The organism is Haladaptatus halobius, assembly GCF_020618475.1.
Taxonomy (GTDB): domain Archaea; phylum Halobacteriota; class Halobacteria; order Halobacteriales; family Haladaptataceae; genus Haladaptatus; species Haladaptatus halobius.
This window is the reverse complement of record NZ_CP085338.1, coordinates 148,911-164,826: the sequence shown is the minus strand read 5'-3', so window position 1 is coordinate 164,826 and position 15,916 is coordinate 148,911. Positions and strand designations below refer to the sequence as shown.

Here is a 15,916-nt window from a genome sequence, read left to right as displayed (position 1 = left end):
GATTGCCCGAATGAACTGCCAACACCCGGGTAGTTAGATTGGATCGCGATTCCCGTCCGTTCTGATCCGATTTGCTTTGCCAGTATCTCAATTGTCAGAGCCCCTTCCTCACACTAATCGCTCCAAAAATATCCGAAGTGATCGATGGGTGACGGCGCGCTCACTTACTCATACTTCGGAGACTCAGAGAGTACCTCGGAGTCTGCGAGCTTCCAGTCGTCGAGGTAAGACTCCTGGGCAGCGATCAATTCGGCGAACATGTCCCGAGAGTCTTCCGGTCGGAGCGTTCGGATCTGCGGATCGATGAGTAGTCCCTTGAATGCCTCGTCGACATCGCCAGTACGCGAGGCCTCGATGATTGTCTCGATCGTATCTATGTGTGTGCTGATCATCGACTTAACCGGGCGTGAAAATCTACCGGTCGAGACTGGCCTAATCTCGTTCTCGCGGACCAGTGCGTTCGTCTCGACGACCGAGTCTTCCTCGATTCCGATGATCTGTCCGGTGTTGGGCATGTTGACGTTAGTGGTGAACTGGCCGCCCCCCGCGAGCGCCTCAAGTATGTCGGCGAACACCTCGTGAGTTGGTTCGAGTTCGAACTCCTCTTCACCCTCAAGCCAGGCCGTTACGTCGGTCGTCTGGTCGGACTCAACGGGGGTCCAATGTTTTGCACGATAATCGCTCCCGGTGCGTTTTATGCCCCAGCGGTTGAGCGCTTCCTCCCCGCCGTGAATGAACCAATTGGCATACTCGACGAGATGGCGATCGCCGGCAGCGGGGAACATATCAAAGCGCCGGAATAGTTCCCAGGTGACCTGCTGGTTGTCGACGAATGGCGTAACACCGTCGAGATCTTCGGGCGTGAATTGCTGGTTGGCCTGCTCGCTATCGGCAAGTTTTACGAGGAGTGGCCAAAGATCGACCCCCTGACAGCGGGCCTCGTCGACCCAGGTGAAGTGGTTGATGCCCTTCACGTTGAGCGTGATATCCTCACGGGTTGCCTCCAGGTCAAGGTATTCCTCAGCGAGATCTGCAAGATAGGCGTGTGTACCCATTACCTCGTGACAGAGGCCGACGGCGTTGATGTCGGGATACTCATCATACAGCGCCCGGGTAACGAAATGCACTGGATTGGTGAAGTTGAATATCCATGCGTCTGGACAGTGCTCGCGGATTGCGTCCGCAAACTTTCGATAGAGCGGGATCGTCCGCATCGCTCGCATGATGCCGCCGGGACCGATAGTCGCCGAGACGGCGCCATGAATGCCATACTTCTGGGAGATATCGAGGTCGTGGACGAAGGTCTCTGCTGGATCGAATTGTGTTGAGGTGATGACGGCGTCGGCGTCCTCCAGAGCCTCGTCGAGATTTTCGACGGCCTCATAGAACCACTTTCCGGTCGTCTCGTACTCCTTTTCGACCCAGTTTCCGAACCGGGCATTGACCTGTGCGCTTTCGTAGTTGACATCGTAGAGGCGGGCCTCGCCGTTGAGATTTGAAAGCGCCATGTCCTGGACAAACTTTGGCGCCCACTCACGACTGCCGCCGCCAATGTACGTGATCGTCATCTCGTTACCGTTGATTGCGGATTCCATTAGTTCGCGCTGAGCTAAGATGCTCATACTCGATAGTATGGCTAAATTATGATAAGCTTTACTCGAAAATCAGGAGACGAGCTATTGCTGGTTACTGAGAGGTGGACGTCGCTGAAACCCGATTTGAATGATTAAATCGTCGAGAGGACAGTGCCCGGCGAATCCGCTCAACGGAGAGAAAGACGATCAATGCAAGGATCGAGTCGTACCTTATTTGGCATTTCGCGATTGCATTTTACCGCGCCACTTGCCATCCCAATGGCCACGTCGGACGTTTTTGGTTTCTTGTTCGAAGCCGTAGACTGCCGGGTATTGATCCCATCCTTTCGTAGGACGGGGCGGCACGACGTTGTAGTGAGCCTTAGGGTGTAGCGGTGGTCGCTTCGGCCACTTGAATGTATTCGTGTTCTGCTGCATTCCGGATCCGTCGCGCAGTATTGGAATACATGGCTGTGCATAGTTCGTGACCCAAATAAGTTCCTTGAGTGCCTCCTTTGTCTCACTCAGAGGAACATTATTCATCCCCGATATTATATCGGCGGTTTTGTAGGTCTTAAGAGGCGACTCCCAGTTACCTATCTCCTCGGGTGCCTTGAACTCATGCTTGACCCAGTAATACGGATCCTGTTCGGTGACAGCCGATGGATCAAGGATCGCTTGATAGGCGAAGTATTTCGCCGGACGGCCGTAACCCCATTCCGACAGGGTCATTTGGAAGTTTGCGCTCGCGATACGTGTGCCGACCTGCACGTTGCTCGGAAGGGCCGAGGAGGCCTGAAAACCGAACTGGCTTAGGAAGTTCACGATTGCCTGATTTGCACCAGTCCACTCAGCGTCGGGGATCGACATGAGTTGAATTTTTATGATTTTACCGTTGCTGTCAACCCACTTTCCATCGCTGTTGCGCGAGGCGCCGGCGGCCTTCATCAATTGCTCGGCCTTCTTGACGTTCTGATCGGTTCGCTTGTACGTCTGCAGGTTCTTATAAAGATCCGGGAATTCCTGCTTAATTTGCGGATCGAGTAAGCCGGCGGGCGTCTTGACCGGCGACTGTGCGATCTGCATGGCGGATTGCGCCACGCCTGGCCGGTCGATGACATACGCTATTGCCTGGCGAACCCGGTGGTCGTTCTTGATGAGTGGATGTAACGAATCGTTCGGGGCACTGCCGGAGCCACCACCGGGCGACCATCCGTAGTTGAACGCCAGTGCAATTCCTCCCATTTCCCAATTGACGACGTTCTTGTGGTGTTCGGCCATCCTCACGGACGGCGGAATTACTTGATGGTGCATGTCGATCTCGTTGTTCTCGAACAGTGCTGCCATCCTGTCGGGATCCTCGCGGCCTGGATAGAGTACGTGTGCCTCAGTCCAGTTTATTTTGTTATGCTTGGCGATGGGATGTTCGGAGTCAGTCTTGAACTTCGCCACGTTCCGGTTCGCACTTACCGGGTTGTACGGGCCGGCCATCTGGACGCTGTCGATTTTGTTAGAGTTCTTGGCGTCCGGGAGGAAGAACGAAAGCTGGGTGACTTCCTCTCGAATACTATCGCGCTCACTCTTCGTTGTCGCGTCCTTAAGCTCTTGACGTTTCTTATCGAACCAGCTATCGACTCGCATGTTGGGACCGAGGTGGTACCCTACGCCGGTGAGCAGCGCCTCGAACTCAACCGCGCGTTGATTGTAACCGGCCTTGCCATTCAGTTCGAAGACGAGCGTCGTTGGTCCGTCAGCGCGCCACCCGGTGACGACGCTCTTTGGATTCCTGGAATCCTTCGGAAGCATCAATTGTTCGAGCTCGGCTTGGACGACCATGTCCTCGGCGGTCACCTGCTTGCCGTCGGACCAGGTCATCTTGTCAAAGATGTCGACCCGGTACTCGTCGTTCTTCTTATCAAAGGTTCCAGGTGCGGAACCAACTTCGTCCGGATGATCGTGTTTGGCCTCGAGTGGAACCCATCCGAGGTATGTCGCCGAGTATTGAGCAAGTCGAATGGAACTTAACTCGGACAACTCCTCGTTGAATCCCGCGGAGAAGTAATTCAAATTCTGTTCTGTAGGTGGCGTCCCTTCGGTGACCCGGAGAATCGGTTTTCCTTTCCCTGAGGAGTTTCCTGATCCCTTACCGTCCTCCTTCCCACCGCTACATCCGGCGAGCATCCCTAAGCCGCCCGCTGTGACGCTCTGTAACCACCGTCGCCTAGATACTAATGATTCGGAATTGGTACTCTGTACCATACCTGAGTATATATCCGATACGGGCTATATAAATCTTTCCTATGTACTGAATAATATGTCTATCGTTTGAATATTGAGTAGTTCTCCATCCGCCTGGATGCAGAACCGAGGCTGATCAGCGGGTTACTGGTATTTCAACGAGATGTTTATTTTATGGAACGTAGGAACCAATGCTATGGTTCGTAGTTGGAGGTCTTCGATCGCAGACGATACCTCCACCTGGAACCACTGCCTATCGAGTTAGGAAAAATTGGTTCACCGCCACACTTTATACTGTCGTCCCATACATCTGAATGGATCAATGCCACAAACGGATGACGAACTTGAATTACTCTGTGTTCGGGCGGTAAATCGACCGGAAACCCTCTCTGAGACGGAACGGAAGCGTATTCTAGAAGCAGTTGGAACCGGAACAGAGTTAGACATTGTACACACGCTCACCTCACTCGCTGAGCACGATCCATCCGTGATCGACGAAATAGTCATTCATTTGAAATCGCTATTACGGGTAGACGACGATTTGAAGCGGGGGGAAGCCACGCTCGTGTTTGCCACCTTAGCAAGACGACATCCCGAGCGGATCACAGCGGTGGCAACCGAGGCAGTAGAACTCCTAACTGATGAGTCCGCAGCCGTTCGAAATCAGGCTGTACAACTGCTTGCCCGCTTAGTGGGCGTCAATCCTGACCTTGCGGTACCCGCGGCCTCCTACGTGGCGCGGTTCGTCGGCTCGAACGCCCCAATCCTCCGCCTCTCAGGGTTAGAGATCGTTCACGCAATTGCCCGAACCGAACCGGAGCAAGCGACGGCACTAGTGACCGATCTCGTCGATATCGTAGATGAGTCGACCGAGCAGAGCGACGATGAGCAAATAAACAACGCGATTAAAGAACCGTTCCGGGGACGGGGGGCGCGAACAAAACGACGCCAAGACAATGTTGAATGGCAGCGTGAGCAAGCACGCGCTCGCGCCGCACAGACGCTCGCAGTCTTGGCGCAAGAGCGTCCTGAGGCGCTCATGACAACTACCTCGCAACTCGCAGCCGTTCTAGAGAGCGACGACCACCCAATCGTCCTCGGAGAACTAGCCGACGCGATCGTAGCAGTGGCGCGCGAACACAACATGGCCGGGCGTGAAGTTATCGATCCGTTGGGTATGGCACTTGGTCGACTGAAAGACAAGGAGACAAACGCCAGGATCGCGGTGGCGTTGAGCGTCCTCGCCGATCGTCACGGAGCAGCAGTCACCGAGTCGGTTCGTCCCTCTCTCCCGACTGTGTTCGAATTGCTCCGTGCAGATCGGCCGGCCATTCGTGGAGCAACGATGAGTCTGTTGGTTGTCGTTTCCAACTACCAGCCGGACGCGGTAAAATCCGTGCTCGAAACAATTCGCGGGTTGTTCGCCGACCAAAATCCAGTGGTTCGTGGCGGTGCCGCATGGGTGTTAAGCGCCGCGGGAACCCCCGACGATCGCGATCTTCTCATATCACTCCGCGAGAACGATTCGAATGCCGACGTTCGAGAGGCAGCAGATCAGGCGCTCGCGGAGATCAACGATCGGATCGACGAGAACGCAACGGATAGTCCGTGAGTCCGAAAATAGAAGCGGTGTGAGTGTCGTTGGAGTTAGTGTGTCTCTTCGTCGGCAATCGTTTTCGCGTGCCGCGCACGAACGCGTGGGTTAAAGAGGCGGTCCATCCCCTGTGCGAGCATAATCAACCCATACGTCAGAATAACGATCATAATCATGGGGAATAACAACCAATGGATAACTTGTTCACTGCGGAGCGCACCAGAGGTTCGGGCGAGGTTCATCATCACTCCCCAGTTTTGCGTAGTGAACGGTAACAGTCCGAGGAAGTACAGAGCAACGGATGTGAACACAACGTACCGCGCCGTCTGCATGAAGTTGACTGCGATGAATGGCATCAGATTTGGCAGGATATCACCCCGGATAATCCGCCACGTGGGGACGCCCATCGCTCGTGCCGCCTCGACGTACGAGTTTTCTCTAATGGAGAGAACCTGCGAGCGGAGTGTTCGTGCAAGTCCAGCCCATGCGTTGACGGTCAGGAGCAGCCCAACGACGAAGGGATTCTTGGGGTCTATAGCTATGGAGAGGACGATTATAAGTGGAAGTCCTGGGATCGTCAGCATGACATCGGTGAACGTCATGAGTACTTGATCAACCCAGCCCCCCTTGAAGCCCGCAACCGTGCCGACTAATGTTGCGGCTACGACAGTGAAGACAGCACCGGAGGTAATCATCTGAAGCATAGCCGGCGTTGCGTGGATAAGGCCCTTCAGGAGATCTTGTCCGAACCTATCCGTGCCGAGTGGGTGCGCCCAATTTTGGAAGGCGGGCAGGAGAATCGGACCCTGCATGGACTCCGGCGATGGGACGATGTAGATGCCGACGGTACCCATTAACACATAGGTCGCCGTGATGAGGAATCCGATTTTTGTCCGGCGGTCGGTCCACATGATCCGAAGCGGGGCCAACACCCAGACGTCGAACATTTGCTGCCACCGCTCGGACTGCGAGAGTTCGGTCTCTGAGGTTATATCGAAGACGGAGTCAGATGCCTCCTCGGTAGACGACATTAGGCCTCACCCCCTGAGTTGGTGCGGATCCGTGGATCAATCAACCCATATGTCATATCAGCGATCATTACCCCGATCACGACGGTCAGTGTGATTATGAGGAAACAGCCCATCACGAGCGGATAGTCGCGAGCATTGATCGCGCGAATCATGAAGAAACCGACGCCGGGGTACGCGAACACCTGTTCGAGGATGACGGAGCCTCCGAAGAGAAAGCCGATGGCGATCATCAGATTCGTATACATGGGTAGAATGGAATTTCGACCGACGTAGCGTATTGCGATACGGTTCGACGGAACTCCCCGTAATCTGGCGACACGGAGGTAGTCTTCGCCGAGAGTCTGTATACTATTACCGCGCATTGCCAGTGCCCACCCGCCAAATTCAGTGATGACAACCGAAATTATCGGGAGTGCAGCGTGATACAGCGCACTCATGAAAAACCTTGGACTCCCCGGTGAGACGGAACTACCGACACGTCCGCCAATTGGGAACAACCCCATGTCATATCCCAAAACAAATAGCATGATCAACGCGGCTACGTAATAGGGGATACCGTTGAGCCAGACGATGATCGAACTGGTGGCCATGTCGAATCGACTTCCCTCATTATACGCGAGGAGGGCGCCGAGTGTGATTCCGATTATAAACGTCAAGAAGAGCGAAATGGACATGAGGAATATCGTCCATGGTAGTGCATCTGCCAGTATCGTTGTTACGTTCCGGCTAAAAAGGAGTGATTTTCCGAGATCGCCCTGAAGGACGTTGAGAATATAATCGATGTACTGAACGTAGATCGGTTGATCGGGTCGAATGTTCGTGTACACCTCAACGAGTGTATTCACCCGATCCATCGCTCCCGACGAGACGCCTTGTCCGCCTCCGGAGCGGGCCATAATCTTTGCGCGGACGTAATCAAGTGGCCCACCTGGTAAGAATCGAACAATTCCAAACGATATCGTTATAACGGATACGAACGTAATAATTGCTTGACCCACTCTTCTTACTATCCATCTCATGTGTGATATTGACTTGCGAATAACAACATATAAATCAATCGGTTGTTATAACTACATATTTAAAATTTTAACTATATACGTTTCGATGGTGAGAGAGCAGCGAAGCAAAATGGAGAGATGAAATCAATTGATTGCCTCGTTGATCATGTCGAGATCGACAGGGTTGAATAGGATTATACGTACTATCCAGGTGTAACGTGTCTCTCCTGATCGTATCGAACCTCTCTATCATATATTTCTGTTATTATTGGTTAACAATTCACTCTGTAAAACCGCATCACTCGATAATGTTGAAGACGTTATCCGAAACTATCGCCGACGTTCCGAGTTCGAGGTGGCAGATGTTGAGACAGTAGCCGGGTACTGCTCTAGCTGGCGCAACCAATGTAATTACTTATCGCATAGTGTCCGCACCGTCGATAGGCACGACAAACTGGCCACCGCACTCTGGACATGTATGGAAGTCACGATCGAAGCCTTCGCTGCATCTAATGCAGCGATAGTCCTCGTCAATCTCCTCCGTTTTCGAAGGAGCCAACAGTCGTTTCGCGGTATTGAGAACATCCATGAGCGCATTACCGTTGGGGAGATTAAAAAGCTAACTGAGACTCCTGTTGAGCGGTCTCCGCCGATCTTTTCGTCAATATGTGTCTGCCGCCTTATGTATGGTCACGTACTTTAGACAGTTCGTCCAGTCTGACTTCTCATCTGAAGTCGGTGGAGATAATGAGAGAGATCATATCGAGTCTTCCGGGCCTCACATGCTAGCACCATTGATTCACGTCTTTTGGAAAACTCTTGATGAAGTTTTGGAGAATGTGCGCGCAATGGATCCCATTCTATAGGGCTCACCAATTTGCGGGGGGATTTAATACGAAATCTTGGTTTCGAGTGCTTCGCCACTACGCAGAACTGCTACAATCTAAGCAACTACAAGCAAGAACGCGAGATACTGCCTTATTGTCAGAAAGAGAAAATTGGTATCAACCCTTTGTCACCGTTCGGCGCAGCCTTCTTGACAACCCTATGAGAATTGAACGAGTACAATTTGCGGCGGAAACGAAGAAGACTACGGTGTCCCATACTAGAGGGCGGCGAGGAAATCAATGAGCACTTGGAGGAACTTGCCGAGGACCACGGAGTGACAATAGCTCAGATATCCTTTATGTAGAACCTCTACAAGGATTATGTGGATGTACCATTATAAGCACATTGAACATTGATCATCTGGAAGAGGCAGACGAAGCACCCAACGTTGACCACTCTGATAATGAGACAAACTGCCTTGAAAATCCATATCAATCGCTCTCAGTGTTTGGTCATGGGTGGTTATGAGTGAAATTATATCGTTGGCGAAATTAGCATCGTCTCTGTAGACGATGCTATAGGAATTTGTTCTTCTCTAGCGAACAAAGCTCCTAGCCAATTCGGCAACACTACGGTGAAACAACAACGCTGGGCCGCGTCATTATCCAGATTCCACCCGTCAGAACAACCATAGCTTTGTTCTCGTGGTAAGAACAACCATTCACCCACAGAATATTACATAGTGGGATTGTAGCACCTATATCGAAAGTGAGGTAATCTCTAAGGTTCAGAAGGGACTTCGCGAGAATAGTATTATTTTCCATTACTTGCCGTATGCCATCAAGCTACCGAGCTTTTACAGTTCTTACCACTTCTCACAGGTCGTCATAACAAACATTGCAAAACGCCCCATTCAGGTCGCATTGTGCGGAGTCGTTTGCCTCAAGGGAGGAGTTACAGTCAAATCGAAATGTTATTGCACCTCGTGAAGCAACCTGCTCACCCTTACAAGTATAGTCATGTAACGCCCTGTTCGATTATATCAGATCTTTAAATCGAATTTGGGAAGAAATAATCCGTTCGCCATTCGAGAACGGAGAGCAGGATTAATCTAACTACTAATTGGGCTCATAGGCAGCAACGAACGGGTTTATACTTACTCGCGTGCTAAACAAAGAAACAGTAGCCATCCGAAAAATATTCGTGAGATGAGAACAAAACTTATGTGGCATGGGATGAGTTGTCTTCACATGGGAAGTAATAGCGCACGTACGGTAAACGCGGTTCGAACTGCATGCAATGTACTTGATACACTACAACGTTTAAACGGGGCAGGCGTCACCGAGCTGGCAAAGGAACTCAACATAGCGAAGAGTGCGGTCCACGCCCATCTTGCAACGCTTGAAGAATGCGAGTATGTAGTAAAGGAGGGAACGACATACAGACTCAGCCTGCGCTACCTTGATTTAGGCGAATACGCGAAAAATCAGGTTGGCCGATACGAAGTGATTAAAGAGGAGGTTGACGTACTCGCCCAAATGACGGGCGAGGTCGTCCACTTTGGGACCGAAGAGCACGGCCGCGTCGTGTATATCACAAAATCACAAGGAGAGAATGCTGTCGAAACTGCCTCACGGGTAGGAAAACGGACTCACCTTCACTCAACTGCACTCGGAAAGGCAATGCTCGCCGAGATGTCTGACGAAAGAATTGATAAGATTATCGACACCCACGGCATGCCGGCACAAACTCAGACAACAATCACCGACCGGAAAGGGTTGGAAAATCAAATCGAAGAGACGCGCCGGAAAGGGTATGCAATTGATGACGGGGAGAACATCAAGGGGGTGCGATGCGTTGCGATGCCTGTGATGGGCGCCGACAACGAAGTGCTGGGTGCGCTCAGTACCTCTGGTCCCTCCCGACGGATGAAGCAGGATCGTATCGAATCTGAACTGGTGGAGATGATCGCCCAGTCCGTGAACGTGATAGAGGTGAATTCAAAATTCTCGTAACAAGTATATAAATTTATTATCTAGAATTTAGAAAAGAATCTAGAGGTCTGCGTGTTGTTTTTCAGGGTTAAAATGTAATTTTGACTATTAATAATCATTCATTGAGTAGTTCCTCTGTATAAACACAGGTGTGATTGTAATTCTGCCTCATTTTGGACACAACTGATCGATTATGGATCTATTTTAATTCGCTTATTTATTTCCTCAGACCTGTTCATATATCTATATAGACTCATAAACTGCCGATACCAACAGCTATATTTTGCCGACACCTGATTGGATTTTCCATGTTCGACACGAGTATTCGGTACGGCATTATTGGGTGTGTCGGTATTGGGACTACACATGGCAAAGCAGTACAAGATGCCGAAGGTGTCGATTTAGTGGCTGCCGCTGATACCATCGAGGCGAACGCACGGGAATTCGCCGATAATTACGATTGTGAGTGGTACACCGACCATGTCGAGATGATCGAGGATGCTAATCTCGACGCTGTAAGTATTTGTACACCGAGCGGAACCCATTCTGACATTGCAGTCAGCGCCGCCAAAGCCGGGGCAAATATCCTTTGTGAGAAGCCCCTCGATGTGTATCTTGACAGAATCAACTCGATGATCGAGACCGCCGAGGAGGTTGGGGTTACACTTGCGGGCGTCTACCAGAGGAGGACGTACTCAGAACACCAGCGGGCCAAAAAGGCTGTCGAGAACGGTAAACTTGGACAAATGGTCCTCGGAGATGCTATGGTGAAGTGGCACCGGACCCAAGGCTACTATGACTCTGGCAATTGGCGTGGCACCCGCAAGATGGACGGCGGATGCTTGATGAATCAGGCGATTCACCTAATTGACCTCCTCCAGTGGTTGATGGGCGACGTCGAGAGCGTCTACGCGATGATGGACACGACAGTCCACGAGATGGACATGGAGGACGTCGCCACAGTCGCACTTCAGTTCGAAAATGGCGCATATGGGGCGATTGAGGCGACCACGTCCGTTCGTGGTGGCAAGGATAGTCTTGAACTCAACGGTACAGCTGGATCATACAATTCCGGCGAGTTCGACCTACACGAGGGCGAAATCGACTTTGAACCCGAGGAGCGTGAATGGGGCGTCGGCCATACCCGAATCGTCCAGGACTTCGTTGACTCACTCAGAGAGGGGAGCGAACCGATGATTCCTGCTCGGGAAGCTCGGAAGGCCATCGAGGTGATTCTCGCGGCCTATGCATCCGCGAACCTCAATCGGGAGGTCCGGATCAACGAACTCTACGAGATCCATCGCGAGACTCGAATCGACGAACTCGACGCGACGGTCAACCACTCTGAATTCAAGCAATAAACGCCCGATTCGCCGTGTGATGGATTACCATCCAAGTATGGACGCCAGCAATTTCATTATAACCATCATCACTACGCCTGAAGTTCACTTTCCAACCTTATGTAGACATGAGATATTGTTGTCTGCCATTGGCGGCGGTGGCTGAGTACTCTGTCGACCGTGTCACTACACCCAAGGGTGAGATTTTAACTCTTAAATGACCGTAATCCATCGTAGATTGGGACGGATCATAAGGCAATCCATACTTGTATGTGACTTTTTGATTGCCGACACAAACATCGTTGATTCGCTAAATTTCTCATAGCGTGTTCAGGTACTTCACTCCGTTCGTAATCGACGCCAGGGGGTCATTGGGATCGTCATGTTCGTAGATGAGCCACTCGGCACCCGCTTCTCGCGCGGCCTTGGCGCATCCACGCATGTCCACGTCTCCCTTTCCGATCTCGCGGAAGCACTTGTCGCGCGGAGCACTGGTATCAACGTCTTTCATGTGGATAAGTTCCATCCGGTCACCGTACTCCTCAATGAGTTCAATCGGATCGTGACCAGCGTAGAGTGCCCATCCGACGTCTAGTTCAATACCGATATTTGTTTTATCAATAAGTGCTTCGAAGCCAGTTAATCCGTTTCCGAGATCGACGAACTCATGTTCATGGTTGTGATAGTGGAGTCCCCAACCAGTCTTGTTGAGTTCGTCCGATAGATCTGCCAGGTATGTCGCCGTTTCTTCAACAGCCGCCACTGACTCAAAGTTAGTTGCAGGCAAGTATGGGACGGCCACGTCCTCTACGCCGACCATCTCGTACGTTGAGAGCATTTTCTTACGATGATCTTGCAGATCGTTCATATTGACGTGAGCTGGCGTCACGTCAAGACCAGTCTCTTTGAGCACCGCGGCGATCTTCTCTGGGTCGCCCTCAAGCGGCGTGTGACGTCCAGAAAACTGGACACCGTCATAACCTGCCTCAGCCACCCGATTGAGTACCTTGGGGACGGATTCTTCGAGTTCGCGAACACTATAGACATTGATGGCTGTTCGTGCCATAAATCAGCATATAGCACGATGAAATATCGTTCTTGCGATTGTCGATCCAGATTCGGGTTCCATTGCTACTTTCCGTCTTTGGGGCGGGGTTGGAGTTCGCCTGCATTGACCATCGCATCCAACGGATTATCCTTGATGTCAAGCGGTAACTCGACTCTACCGCGCGCTCGAACGGATTCGTATGCTCCGAAAATAATCTCCATTGTTGAGAGTGCATTCGCTGCTCCCAGCTCGGGTTCCTCGTTCATGTCGAGGCACTTTACGATGTGTTCAATGCCGAGATCAATGGGAGTCATCTCTGGCTCGTCGAGTGCGACTGCCTCCCAACCATATCCGTCGAACCGATTAATTCGGAGGCTATCGTCGGCAGAAGGGTTGACTTCGATAATCCCCTCGTCTCCGATGAGACGATTCTGACAACCGACCACTGTTTGACCAACCTGCCCAGTTGATGCAAACCCTTGAACACCGTTACTGTACTCCCATACTGCGATTGACTGATTTTCGTTGTGACTTCCGTAGCGAATATTTTCCTCCCGGTATTCGACCGCTGCAAGAACCCATTCCGCGGATTGTTCGTCATTATAGAGGTTACATAGGTCTATTAGGTGCGTTCCAAAATCGAACAAGTTCTTCCCCCCGACTTCAAGGCGTTGAAGTGCACCAATTTCGTTGTTGTCGAGCAACTTCTTTGCCTCACGCCACCGTGGATCGAATCGTCGTTGATGATTGAACGTCAATTGTATATTATGGTCGTCACAAGCGATGGCCATACGTTGACTATCACCCCATGTTTCCGCCATTGGCTTCTCACAGTGAATAGCAGCAGGAATCTCTGACTTCGCTATATCAACGACGATATCGGCGTGTGTAGGCACCGGCGTCGCGATACTCACGATATCAGGTTCGATATCGTACAACATCTGTTCGTAATCCTCGTAGATGTTGTCGCGGTTGATGTCAAACTCGTCGGCAAACGCTTCGGCATTCTCGTAGATGAGATCCGCACAAGCAACAAGATTACACTGTTCAAGTTGCTGGTATCCCCAGCCATGTCGGTACGCCATTGCCGCACTCTCCCCCCACACTTGATTGTGTGGTTCCGGTCCAGTCCCGATGATAGCTATGGTATAACTCATATATCCATGAAGTGGATCATACCACGCAATAAAGGCTTCTATAATCTGATTTCCAACCTTAGAGATGGTAAAATAATTGATGGTACACTGATCGCTGGCAGGACACCGCTGTTATAGGGTGCCTATTCTATCCAAACAATAGCATCGCTACTCTAATTATACGGAATCACCTACCGAACGAGTTTCAAGATATTGAGAATTCTATTAACGATCGCAATTGGATTGCGAGAATACCCTACAGATCAATAGTATCGAGGATAGAGTGTTCAGTAAGCATCTTTAATATATTTATTATTACTGATGTAGAAATTAGTAATGTGTTAAACGTATTTGTTATAATAATATATTCTTTCAAATTTAATTGACTTACGTTTTAAAGATCGATTCGGCGGTAACAGCCGTACAAAATTATCGACAAGCCTGTCAGAGTAACGCCCAAAACCGCTATGTCCGCGATCAAGATAGCGTGGCTTCCCGATCCGGGTTTCACAAATGGAAACAAAAGCAGCGACAAAATAAATAGCGTAAACGTTAGTGCAAGGGCACCCCACAGGACACTATAGAAATCACACAATGTGTCCCAGAATCGACCCTGCCAACCTCCACTACCGTGCACCATTGTAGCTTTAGTTATAATGCCAACCTTAACAACCTACCGATTCGGAAAGTTGTAGGCATCTCAACTCCGTGCTAATCGATTACATTCAATATTCACCCGAACGAAGCTAGACAACCTACAGCCAACGTTCGTGTACTCTCAGATGCCGTCAATCGCGACCCATTTCGGCGGAGCCATAGTGAACTGACCCGAAATTGCTGTTGGAACTTGAAATCACACCTACGGACAGTAAGTTATAGATATCGTTCGGACAATTCTCAGACCATAACGGAGACTCAGATTCGTCTCACTCTCCGTATACTGGCAAACAGTATGACGAACGCGCCAAGTGCGCTGACTAGACGAAACTCAATTCCTTGATTCAGTGTTCTGATTGGACCGTTTCAACGACGCCTCGGAGATAACCGACGGTGAATCCGCGGGCACGGTGTCGCCAGTCGTCATCGCCAACCATTTTCGGGACATGATCAGGGATGATGACACCATTAAATCCAATGTCATGCATCACCCTGAGAGCTTTAATAGTGCTAAAATTGCCCTCGTCCACGAACGTCTCATTGAATCTGGGAACCTCACCTTCTACGTCGCGGAAGTGAACAAAGACAATTTTATCACGTCTACCGAAGCGGTGGAGCACTTGATATACATCTTCGCCCATCTGCGAGAAACAACCCAGACAAAGTTTCAACCCATGATTATCACTCGGGACTATCTCCATCGCGCGCTCGAAATTCTCGACGTTTCGGAACAGTCGCGGGATGCCCCCAAGTGACTCCAACACCGGTGGATCGACTGGATGCAGAGCAAGTTTGACGCCGGCCTCTTCGGCAACTGGAAGAACCGTTTCTAAAAACGTCCGATAGTTTTCCCAGAACTCTGTCTCGGTATACTCTCGGTCAAGTTCAGGGGGAAGTTGGTGAGGGTCGTCGAGTTCGTTGAGGTTGAAGGCGGTGCCGACTGCCCCCCCACGGAGTTCGGTCGGCGTAGTTCGCATCGGGACAACGCCTCGTGGATTCCACTGATAGCCGAGAATAGGAATTTCCGCTGCGCCAAGGTTACTCACGAGTGTCGTGATTTGATCCAACGCCTCGTCAGCTCCATCACGTCCGAACATGATGTCACCATACAGTGAGAACGGGAGCGACTGGATTCCCGTAAGCGTGAGTCCCGCGTCTTCGACGCGCTCACGGGCGGCTCTAAGTTCAGTAACGGTGGGTATTGCATCCCGACCGACAACAAGCGTATCAGTGCCATCTCGATCGTTGAATTCGTCGGGCTCTTCCTGCGTGTCGGCGTGGTCAACGAATAGGTCGGTCGCACCGAGTTGTTTGATATACCTGAGACGCGCCATCGATAGCGCTCGCGTCCGAACACCGACTCGAATGTTCGCGCCGTCGCATGTGCCACTGTTCTTGTCTTTGTTTTCCATAGTTGGTCATGAATTCTCAAGGACAAAATACTGTTGTATTATTTTTCTAATAAATTAGAGGAGGGA

The 15,916-nt window shown here is 51.0% G+C and carries 11 protein-coding genes; 4 read left to right on the top strand and 7 right to left on the bottom strand.

Translation table 11 applies throughout. The annotated features are described in order from the left end of the window. Positions 1-164: 164 nt before the first annotated feature. Entirely contained in the window at positions 165-1,622 is a 1,458-nt protein-coding gene (locus LIW51_RS28450; protein WP_227379383.1) for a family 4 glycosyl hydrolase, read from the bottom strand. 183 nt (positions 1,623-1,805) lie between these two features. After that, positions 1,806-3,449: an ABC transporter substrate-binding protein gene (locus LIW51_RS28445; RefSeq protein WP_255767627.1), complete on the bottom strand. Its 1,644-nt coding sequence runs from the start codon at positions 3,447-3,449 to the stop codon at positions 1,806-1,808. 685 nt (positions 3,450-4,134) lie between these two features. Between LIW51_RS28445 and LIW51_RS28440 the strand changes: the two genes are divergently transcribed. Continuing rightward, positions 4,135-5,424, top strand: a complete 1,290-nt coding sequence (locus LIW51_RS28440; RefSeq protein ID WP_227379382.1) for a HEAT repeat domain-containing protein — start codon at positions 4,135-4,137, stop codon at positions 5,422-5,424. A gap of 35 nt (positions 5,425-5,459) precedes the next feature. Here LIW51_RS28440 and LIW51_RS28435 read toward each other — a convergent pair whose 3' ends face one another. Together LIW51_RS28435 and LIW51_RS28430 are read right to left on the bottom strand one after the other, a co-directional pair. Further along, complete coding sequence (locus tag LIW51_RS28435) at positions 5,460-6,437, bottom strand: ABC transporter permease (RefSeq protein ID WP_227379381.1); 978 nt, start codon at positions 6,435-6,437, stop codon at positions 5,460-5,462. Beyond that, positions 6,437-7,333: an ABC transporter permease gene (locus tag LIW51_RS28430; protein WP_368411879.1), complete on the bottom strand. Its 897-nt coding sequence runs from the start codon at positions 7,331-7,333 to the stop codon at positions 6,437-6,439. Before LIW51_RS28430 ends, LIW51_RS28435 begins: the two co-directional genes overlap by 1 nt. Positions 7,334-8,312: 979 nt before the next feature. Here LIW51_RS28430 and LIW51_RS39535 point away from each other — a divergent pair. The 3 genes from LIW51_RS39535 to LIW51_RS28420 all read left to right on the top strand — a co-directional run bounded on the left by LIW51_RS39535 (position 8,313) and on the right by LIW51_RS28420 (position 11,618). After that, positions 8,313-8,486 (top strand): hypothetical protein, encoded by a 174-nt coding sequence (locus LIW51_RS39535; RefSeq protein ID WP_368411878.1) that lies wholly within the window; start codon positions 8,313-8,315, stop codon positions 8,484-8,486. Positions 8,487-9,513: 1,027 nt separating this feature from the next. Then, entirely contained in the window at positions 9,514-10,278 is a 765-nt protein-coding gene (locus LIW51_RS28425; RefSeq protein ID WP_227379379.1) for an IclR family transcriptional regulator, read from the top strand. 287 nt (positions 10,279-10,565) lie between these two features. After that, positions 10,566-11,618, top strand: a complete 1,053-nt coding sequence (locus tag LIW51_RS28420; RefSeq protein ID WP_227379378.1) for a Gfo/Idh/MocA family protein — start codon at positions 10,566-10,568, stop codon at positions 11,616-11,618. 298 nt (positions 11,619-11,916) lie between these two features. Here the strand turns inward: LIW51_RS28420 and LIW51_RS28415 are convergent, their stop codons facing one another. The 3 genes from LIW51_RS28415 to LIW51_RS28405 all read right to left on the bottom strand — a co-directional run bounded on the left by LIW51_RS28415 (position 11,917) and on the right by LIW51_RS28405 (position 15,850). Next, positions 11,917-12,663: a sugar phosphate isomerase/epimerase family protein gene (locus tag LIW51_RS28415; protein WP_227379377.1), complete on the bottom strand. Its 747-nt coding sequence runs from the start codon at positions 12,661-12,663 to the stop codon at positions 11,917-11,919. 65 nt (positions 12,664-12,728) lie between these two features. Further along, positions 12,729-13,730: a Gfo/Idh/MocA family protein gene (locus LIW51_RS28410; RefSeq protein ID WP_227379376.1), complete on the bottom strand. Its 1,002-nt coding sequence runs from the start codon at positions 13,728-13,730 to the stop codon at positions 12,729-12,731. Positions 13,731-14,782: 1,052 nt separating this feature from the next. Next, a complete protein-coding gene (locus LIW51_RS28405) occupies positions 14,783-15,850 on the bottom strand; it encodes a mannonate dehydratase (RefSeq protein ID WP_227379375.1) in 1,068 nt (355 codons plus the stop codon). Between the last annotated feature and the right edge of the window lie 66 nt (positions 15,851-15,916).

Coding starts and splice junctions, on each gene's coding strand:
- LIW51_RS28420 (WP_227379378.1), top strand. CDS start 10,566: ATGTTCGACACGAGTATTCGGTACGGCATTATTGGGTGTGTCGGTATT.
- LIW51_RS28445 (WP_255767627.1), bottom strand. CDS start 3,449: ATGACCTGGTCCGACGGCAAGCAGGTGACCGCCGAGGACATGGTCGTC.
- LIW51_RS28415 (WP_227379377.1), bottom strand. CDS start 12,663: ATGGCACGAACAGCCATCAATGTCTATAGTGTTCGCGAACTCGAAGAA.
- LIW51_RS28440 (WP_227379382.1), top strand. CDS start 4,135: ATGCCACAAACGGATGACGAACTTGAATTACTCTGTGTTCGGGCGGTA.
- LIW51_RS28430 (WP_368411879.1), bottom strand. CDS start 7,333: ATGGCCCGCTCCGGAGGCGGACAAGGCGTCTCGTCGGGAGCGATGGAT.
- LIW51_RS28410 (WP_227379376.1), bottom strand. CDS start 13,730: ATGGCGTACCGACATGGCTGGGGATACCAGCAACTTGAACAGTGTAAT.
- LIW51_RS28450 (WP_227379383.1), bottom strand. CDS start 1,622: ATGAGCATCTTAGCTCAGCGCGAACTAATGGAATCCGCAATCAACGGT.
- LIW51_RS28435 (WP_227379381.1), bottom strand. CDS start 6,437: ATGTCGTCTACCGAGGAGGCATCTGACTCCGTCTTCGATATAACCTCA.
- LIW51_RS28425 (WP_227379379.1), top strand. CDS start 9,514: ATGGGAAGTAATAGCGCACGTACGGTAAACGCGGTTCGAACTGCATGC.
- LIW51_RS28405 (WP_227379375.1), bottom strand. CDS start 15,850: ATGGAAAACAAAGACAAGAACAGTGGCACATGCGACGGCGCGAACATT.